Raw genomic sequence first — 8,475 nt, 5'->3', positions numbered from 1 at the left:
GCCTAAGGAGCTGCACGGCTTCCAAGTCCCTCCCTCGATGATCAGTCGAGAACTATCGCTCCTGACGGAGCGATAGTCGAGATACAAGGAGCTGCGGCACGCTGCGATCTTTTGATCTTTTTTTAGAATCAAAAGATCGCAGCGTGCCGCAGCTCAACAAGGATTTCGGATCACACAGTGCAAATATTTGGCTATACATGAAAGGATGAAAACGGAAAAACAACTATAAGAAGGAGGCCCATGCAGACCTACCAAGTGTTGATCATCGGCAGCGGTTTTGGCGGCCAGTGCGCGGCGGTCAACCTGCTCAAGGCCGGGATCGACGATTTTCGCTTGCTGGAACGCCGCGACTTCTTCGGCGGCACCTGGTGCCAGAACACCTACCCCGGTGCGGCGGTGGATGTGCCGTCGCCGCTGTATTCGCTGTCGTTCGCGCCCTACCGCTGGTCGCAGATGTTCGCCGGACAGGCAGAGTTACACCGCTACACCGAACACGTCATCGACCAGTTCGGCCTGCGTGAGCGGGTGGAATTGCAAGCCGATGTCGAGCGCGTCGAGTGGGACGATGCGCAAAAACGCTGGGCCGTGCACACTGCCGGCAAAGGCACGTACTACGCGCAGTTTCTGATCAATGCCACCGGGCCGTTGAGCCAACCGGTGATCCCGCACTTCCCCGGGCAAGATCGCTTTCAGGGCAAGACCTTTCATACCAACAATTGGGACCACAGCTACGACTATCGCGGTAAACGTGTGGCCATCGTCGGCAGCGGTGCCAGCGCCGCGCAGGTGATTCCGGCAATTGCTCCGCAGGTGGAGCAACTGCATGTGTTTCAGCGAACACCGCACTGGGTGTTGCCACGCGGGGATCGCGTCTTCGGACCATTTCAACGCTGGCTACTCGGCCTGAAGCCCGCCTACAAACTGCTGCGCTGGCTGATCTACTGGCAGTTCGAAACCCGGGTGATCGCCTTCAAATACTCGAAATCGGCGATTCACATGGTGCAGAACCAAGCGCTGGGTTTTCTCAAACGCCAGGTGCCCGATCCGGCACTCCAGCAAAAGCTCATTCCCGACTTCACCATCGGCTGCAAACGGGTGCTGGTCTCCAGCACTTATTATCCGGCGCTGACCCGCACCAACGTCACGCTGCACACCCGCGATCAAGGCATCGCATCGATTGACGAAAGCGGGATCAACACTCAGGACGGCCAGCACATCGATGTTGACCTGATCGTCTGGTCGACCGGTTACGACGCCACCGACGGAGTGATTTCCTACCCGGTCAGCGGAAAAAACGCCGTGCAACTCAGAGATGTCTGGGCCGAATATCCCCGTGCCTATCTGGGCACCAGCCTGCCGGAATTTCCCAACCTGTTTATCGTCACCGGCCCCAACACCGGCATTGGCCACACGTCGGCGCTGTTCATCATCGAGTCGCAAATGAACTACATCCTCGACTGCATCCGCACCGTGCAAGCCAAAGGCCTGCGCAGTATCGAAGTGCGCCCCGAGGCAGAACGTACCTACACTGAAATGATCCACCGGGAAATGGAACGCACGGTGTGGAAGTCCGGTGGTTGTCACAGTTGGTATCAAAGCAAGAGCGGTCATGTGATCGCGATGTTTCCCGGCTTCAGTTTCAGCTATCACCGCTTGACCCGAGCGCTGAAACCAGCCGACCACATTCTGTCCTGACTACGTAAAAGGAAGACGTCGATGCTTTTGCTGTTTGTCGCCCTCGCAGTGTTCGTGGCCTGGAGCTGGTTGAGTTATCCGGCAGTTGGCCACTGGCTGTATGACCTGAACATGGCCATCGAGGCCAAGTTGTACAAACTGCACAAGATCGAAGTGCCGATTGCCGAGATGACGGTGTCGACCTGGCAAGGTGGGCCTTACGAGGCGGCTAGTGCGATCCTGATGCTGCACGGTTACAGCGCCGACAAGAACCTGTGGCTGCGGTTTTCCCGGCATTTCGTGCGCCAGTATCGAGTGATCATTCCCGACTTGGCGGGCCACGGTGAAACCGGCTTCAAGGCCGGCGGCGGCTATGACATTCCGTTGCAGGCCAAGCGCATGATCCAGTTGCTGGATGTCTGCGGCGTGGAGAAAGTGCATGTGATCGGCAACTCCATGGGCGGTTACATCGCGGCGTGGCTGGCGGCGACGTATCCGGAGCGCATTGCCTCGGTGGCGCTGATCGACCCGGCCGGTGTCACGGCACCGGAGGCCAGCGACATGGAGCGCCACCTGGCCCGTGGGCATAACCCGTTTCTGATCAATTCCCGGGAGGAATTCCGCCAGTTTTATGCAATGACCATGGCTTCGCCGCCGTGGGTGCCGAAGCTGGTACTGGACGCGATTGCTCAGCGCTATGAACAACAACGCGATGATCTGGAGGAAATCTTCCGTGACTTCCGCGCCAGCCCGCCGATGGAGCCGAAACTGGCCGACATCAAATGCCCCGCGCTGCTGCTGTGGGGGCGCAAGGATCGGCTGATCGACGTCAGCAGTGTGCCAATCTGGAGCAAGGGCATCGCCAATTTGCAGGTAGACGTGTGGGATGGCGTCGGGCATATGCCAATGGTCGAGCAGCCGGGGAATACCGCACGGCTGTACCGGGACTTCCTCGGAAACCAGAAATGAACTCTGGGATAAATGCGCTCCCTCGCCACAGAAAGGCGTTTCTCCTGCAAAGGCTTCGGGGTTGAGATGAATATTCTTTACGACGAACGCCTCGACGGCCCGTTGCCGGATGTGAACAAGGCCGATCTGCTCAAGGCCTTGCAGCGCGCCGTGCCGGATCTCGACATTCTCTGGCGCGAAGAAGAGCTCAAACCCTATGAGTGCGACGGTCTCTCCGCCTACCGCACCACGCCGATGCTGGTCGCCCTGCCCCATCGACTCGAACAGGTCCAGACCCTGCTCAAACTCTGCCACCAACAAAACATTCCGGTAGTCGCCCGGGGCGCCGGCACCGGATTGTCCGGCGGTGCGTTACCGCTGGAAAAAGGCCTGCTGCTGGTCATGGCGCGCTTCAACAACATCCTGCACATCGACCCCGCCGCCCGCACCGCCCGTGTTCAACCCGGTGTGCGCAATCTGGCGATCTCCCAGGCGGCCGCGCCGTTCGGTTTGTATTACGCGCCGGACCCTTCTTCGCAAATCGCCTGCTCGATCGGTGGCAACGTCGCTGAAAACGCTGGTGGCGTGCATTGCCTCAAGTACGGTCTGACCGTGCACAACCTGCTGAAAATCGAAGTACTGACCATCGCAGGCGAACGCCTGACCCTGGGCTCCGAGGCCCTTGATTCTCCGGGCTTCGACTTGCTCGCACTGTTCACCGGTTCTGAAGGTCTGCTGGGGATCATCACCGAAGTCACCGTCAAACTGCTGCCCAAACCGCAAGTCGCCAAGGTACTGCTGGCCAGTTTCGACTCCGTGGAAAAGGCCGGGCGTGCCGTCGCCGAAATCATTGCCGCTGGGATTATTCCCGGCGGGCTGGAGATGATGGACAACCTGGCGATTCGCGCTGCCGAAGACTTTATCCACGCCGGCTACCCGGTCGACGCCGAGGCCATCCTGCTGTGCGAACTCGACGGCGTCGAAGCCGATGTCCACGACGACTGCCAACGGGTGCGCGAGGTCATGACCGCGGCCGGCGCTACCGAAGTGCGCCAGGCCCGTGACGAAGCCGAACGCGTGCGTTTCTGGGCCGGGCGCAAAAATGCCTTCCCGGCCATCGGCCGCTTGTCGCCGGATTATTACTGCATGGACGGCACCATTCCACGTCGCGAACTGCCCGGCGTGCTGCAAGGCATCGCGCGCCTTGGCGAGGAATACGGCTTGCGCGTGGCCAACGTATTTCATGCCGGCGACGGCAATATGCACCCGCTGATCCTGTTCGACGCCAACCAGCCCGGTGAGCTGCACCGCGCCGAAGCCCTCGGCGGCAAGATTCTCGAATTGTGTGTGCACGTTGGCGGCAGCATCACCGGCGAACACGGGGTAGGCCGCGAGAAAATCAATCAGATGTGCGCGCAATTCAACAATGACGAACTGAGCCTGTTCCACGCCGTAAAAGCCGCGTTCGATCCGCAAGGCCTGCTCAACCCCGGCAAGAACATCCCGACCCTGCATCGCTGCGCCGAGTTCGGTGCGATGCACATTCACGCCGGGCAACTGCCGTTTCCCGAGCTGGAGCGTTTCTGATGGCCGATTTCGACGCTGTCGACGCCCTGCTCGACCAAGTCAATGAAGCACGGGCCAATGCCACGCCGCTGAAGATTCAGGGCGGCAACAGCAAGGCGTTTCTTGGGCGTGAGGTCGCCGGTGAAGTGCTTGATACGCGCGTGCATCGCGGCATAGTGCGCTATGACCCGACCGAACTGGTGGTCAGCGTGCGCGCCGGTACACCGTTGTCCGAGTTGTTCGCGGCGCTAGATGCCGCCGGGCAGATGTTGCCGTGCGAGCCGCCGTCGTTCGGCGACAGCGCCACGGTCGGCGGCATGATCGCCGCCGGATTGTCCGGCCCTCGACGGCCATGGTCGGGCTCGGTACGTGATTTCGTCCTCGGCACGCGGGTGATCACCGGTCTCGGCCAACACTTGCGTTTTGGCGGCGAGGTGATGAAAAACGTCGCAGGTTATGACCTCTCGCGGCTGATGGCCGGCAGTTATGGCTGTCTCGGTGTGCTGACCGAAGTCTCGCTGAAGGTCCTGCCCAAACCCCGCCAGTGCCTGAGCATCCGCCTCGATATCGATTGCGCACGGGCACTGGCCAATCTCGCCGAATGGGGCCAGCAACCGTTGCCAATCAGCGCGGCGTGCCACGATGGCAACAGTCTGTACCTGCGACTGGAGGGCGGCGAAGGCTCGGTGACGGCGGCACACCAACGCTTGGGGGGCGAGCCATTGGACTCAGTGTTCTGGCGCGATTTGAACGAGCAACGTCTGCCATTCTTTGACGAAGGACTGCCGCTGTGGCGGTTGTCATTGCCGAACAATCTCGGCCCACTCGACCTGCCCGGCGAGCAACTGATCGACTGGGCCGGCGCGCAACGCTGGTTGAAATCGGACAGCCAGCACCTGCATATCCTCGCCCAGGAACTCGGCGGCCACGCCACTTGCTTCACCCACGGCGCCCGCGACACACCGTTCCAGCCTTTGCCCGCGACGCTGCTGCGCTATCACCGGCAACTCAAGGCACAACTCGACCCGCAAGGGCTGTTCAACCCCGGCCGGATGTACGCGGAGTTCTAGCCATGCAAACCACCCTCAGCGAGCAATCCCGAAAGCTGCCCCGCGCCGCCGAGGCGGAAAAGATCCTGCGCACTTGCGTGCATTGCGGCTTTTGCAACGCGACCTGCCCGACATATCAATTGCTCGGCGATGAACTCGATGGCCCGCGCGGGCGCATCTACCTGATCAAACAAGTGCTCGAAGGCGCACCAGCAACCGCGCAGACACAACTGCATCTGGACCGTTGCCTGTCGTGCCGCAATTGCGAAACCACCTGCCCGTCCGGCGTCGATTATCACAACTTGCTCGACATTGGCCGGGCGGTGGTCGATCACGCGGTGCCGCGCCCGGCAGCACAGCGCTTGTTGCGTGAGGGCTTGCGCGCATTGGCGCCGAATCCGGGGTTGTTCAAAGGATTGCTGCGCGTCGGCACCACGTTCCGCCCGCTGTTGCCACGAATGTTTGAAAACAAGCTGCCGCAACATCTACCGACTGCGGGTTCGCGTCCAGTACCACGCCACTCGCGCCGGGTGTTGCTGCTTGAAGGCTGCGTGCAACCGGGGCTTTCACCCAATACCAATGAAGCGACGGCGCGGGTGCTCGATCGACTCGGGATCAGTGTCACACCGGTGGCCGAGGCAGGTTGTTGCGGCGCGCTGGATTATCACCTCGACGCCCAGGCCAAAGGCCTCGACCGTGCCCGGCAGAACATCGATGCCTGGTGGCCACACCTGCAACACGGCGCCGAAGCCATCGTGCAGACTGCCAGCGGTTGTGGCGCATTCATCAAGGATTACGGGCATTTGCTGGAAGGTGATCCGGCCTACGCCGCCAAGGCGCGGCGGATCAGCGAACTGACGGTGGATCTGGTGCAGATCCTCGCGCAAGAACCGCTAGAGCAAATCTGCGCGGCCACTGAGCGGCGGATCGCCGTACATTGCCCCTGCACCCTGCAACATGCGCTGAAACTCGGCGGCGCGGTGGAAGCGCTGTTGACCCGCCTCGGCTTCAACCTCACCGCTGTGCCCGACGGCCACTTGTGCTGCGGCTCGGCGGGCACTTATTCACTGACGCAACCGGCGCTCGCCCGGCAATTGCGCGACAACCGCCTCAACGCGCTGGAGAGCGGCCGCCCCGAACTGATTGTGACCGCCAATGTCGGTTGCCAGAGTCACCTCGCCAGCGCCGGACGTACCCCTGTCAGGCACTGGATCGAACTGGTGGATCAGTCGTTGGCAGAATGAAGTTCGTAGGATTCTTCGTTTGCTCGCGTGTGAGAAGGCTGCGATCTTTTCCCTCATCCATTCCGTGACCGTGGCAGGAATTTTTTTCATGAGCGTGCAGCCTTTCGTCAGCCCCGACCTGATCCGCCAACGCTTCTCCAAAGCGATGTCCGACATGTACCGCGAAGAAGTGCCGCTGTACGGCGCGCTGATGGAACTGGTCGAAAAAACCAATCGCGATGTGCTTTCCAGGCAACCAGAGATTGCTCGGCAACTCGACCGGACCGGTGAAATCGAACGTCTGGACATGGAGCGCCATGGCGCCATTCGCGTCGGCACGGCAACAGAACTGGCCACCCTCGCCCGCCTGTTCGCGGTGATGGGCATGCAACCGGTGGGTTATTACGATCTGACGCCGGCGGGTGTGCCGGTGCACTCGACGGCGTTTCGCGCCGTGCATGAAGAGGCGCTGCAAGTCAGTCCGTTTCGGGTGTTTACTTCGTTGTTGCGCCTGGAGTTGATTAAAGACCCTGAGCTGCGCGGGTTTGCGGAGTCAGTGCTGAACAAGCGCTCGATCTTTACACCAGCGGCGTTGCGCTTGATCGCCCTGGCTGAAAGCGCTGGTGGGCTGAATGAGGCCGAAGCGGCAGAGTTTGTCCTACAGGCTCTGGAAACTTTTCGCTGGCATCACAGTGCAACCGTCACCGCCGCGCAGTACCAGACACTCAGCGCCCAACACCGTCTGATCGCCGACGTGGTGGCGTTCAAAGGCCCACACATCAATCACCTGACGCCACGCACGCTGGACATCGACGCCGTACAGGAGCAGATGCCAGCGCACGGCATCACGCCCAAAGCAGTGATCGAAGGCCCGCCACGCCGGCAATGCCCGATCCTGTTGCGCCAGACCAGTTTCAAGGCGCTGGACGAGCCGATCGCGTTCACCGATCAAAATGAAACCCGTGGCAGCCACAGCGCGCGCTTCGGCGAAATCGAACAACGCGGCGCGGCGCTGACGCCCAAGGGCCGTGCGCTGTACGACCGCTTGTTGAATGCTGCCCGCGATGAACTCGGTGATTTCCCCAACGAAGGCAACGCCGCACGCTACAACGCACTGATGACTCAACACTTCGGCGAATTTCCCGACAGCGTCGAGGGCATGCGCGAACAGGAACTGGCTTACTTTCGCTATTTCGTTACGGAAAAAGGTGTGGCGGCCGGTAGTCTCGGTGACGCCTCGCTGGAGGATCTGTTGCGCAACGGCCATGTGAAAGCTGAACCGCTGGTGTACGAAGATTTCCTGCCGGTGAGTGCGGCGGGGATTTTTCAGTCGAACCTGGGCGATGCGGCGCAGACTCATTATGGCGAGCACTCTAATCGCCAGGCATTCGAACAGGCGCTGGGGCGCCCGACCATTGATGAATTGGGCTTGTACGCCGAGACGCAACGGCGTTCGCTCAAGGAGTGTGCGGAAGCGTTAGGTCTGAAAACAATCTGAGAACTAACCTGACCCTTGTGGCGAGGGAGCTTGCTCCCGCTGGGCTGCGCAGCGGCCCCAAAAAATGGTGCAGTAACGAAGATCTCAGGGAGCGCTACGCACTCCAGCGGGAGCAAGCTCCCTCGCCACAGGTTTTTTGTGTTCACTCAGCGCCGTTTTTCCCAACCAGTCCGCCCACTGAAGAAAACGTCATAGCACTCACTGATGGCATATAGCCGTACTGCGCAAGAAGTTGCGCAGTTGGTCGTAATATTTCACTACTAAAATGCCCTGCAAGCCTTGATCTACGTGGCCTGTAGCCAAGTGCGCAAGAAGTTGCGCAGTACTGCGCAACTTCTTGCGCACTTTTACCCTGAATCTCCAGTAAAAAATCCCACAAACCGCGACCCAGAGCGGTTTCACCCCCGGCTCCCGGGGACCTGACAAAAGCTGGCACGCTCCTTGATAACAGTCAGGCACCCACCGGGCGATTTCGCCTCCCGGGCACCTTAAATTTATCCGCAAGGAGAGCATCCCA

6 protein-coding genes are annotated in these 8,475 nt (G+C 60.5%); all 6 read left to right on the top strand.

Going from position 1 to position 8,475, the window contains the following annotated elements; all coding sequences use genetic code 11:
• Nucleotides 1-240: 240 nt before the first annotated feature.
• The 6 genes from ACIOWE_RS29205 (at nt 241) to ACIOWE_RS29180 (ending at nt 7,958) form a co-directional block, all read left to right on the top strand.
• On the top strand, nt 241-1,695 hold the full coding sequence (locus ACIOWE_RS29205; protein ID WP_401398400.1) for a flavin-containing monooxygenase: 1,455 nt from the start codon (nt 241-243) through the stop codon (nt 1,693-1,695).
• A gap of 21 nt (nt 1,696-1,716) precedes the next feature.
• Nucleotides 1,717-2,643: an alpha/beta fold hydrolase gene (locus ACIOWE_RS29200; protein WP_401398398.1), complete on the top strand. Its 927-nt coding sequence runs from the start codon at nt 1,717-1,719 to the stop codon at nt 2,641-2,643.
• Between the two features lie 66 nt (nt 2,644-2,709).
• Complete coding sequence (glcD, locus tag ACIOWE_RS29195; RefSeq protein WP_401398396.1) at nt 2,710-4,209, top strand: glycolate oxidase subunit GlcD; 1,500 nt, start codon at nt 2,710-2,712, stop codon at nt 4,207-4,209.
• Entirely contained in the window at nt 4,209-5,258 is a 1,050-nt protein-coding gene (gene glcE / locus ACIOWE_RS29190) for a glycolate oxidase subunit GlcE (RefSeq protein ID WP_401398394.1), read from the top strand. Before glcD ends, glcE begins: the two co-directional genes overlap by 1 nt.
• 2 nt (nt 5,259-5,260) lie before the next feature.
• A complete protein-coding gene (gene glcF, locus ACIOWE_RS29185; protein WP_401398393.1) occupies nt 5,261-6,481 on the top strand; it encodes a glycolate oxidase subunit GlcF in 1,221 nt (406 codons plus the stop codon).
• Nucleotides 6,482-6,569: 88 nt separating this feature from the next.
• Nucleotides 6,570-7,958: a VOC family protein gene (locus tag ACIOWE_RS29180; protein ID WP_401398391.1), complete on the top strand. Its 1,389-nt coding sequence runs from the start codon at nt 6,570-6,572 to the stop codon at nt 7,956-7,958.
• Nucleotides 7,959-8,475: the final 517 nt, after the last annotated feature.

It is taken from the genome of Pseudomonas sp. NPDC087598, assembly GCF_044743525.1.
In the GTDB taxonomy this organism is placed as follows: Bacteria; Pseudomonadota; Gammaproteobacteria; order Pseudomonadales; family Pseudomonadaceae; genus Aquipseudomonas.
Note: the sequence above shows the minus strand (reverse complement) of the source record. Positions and strands in the feature narration are given on the sequence as shown.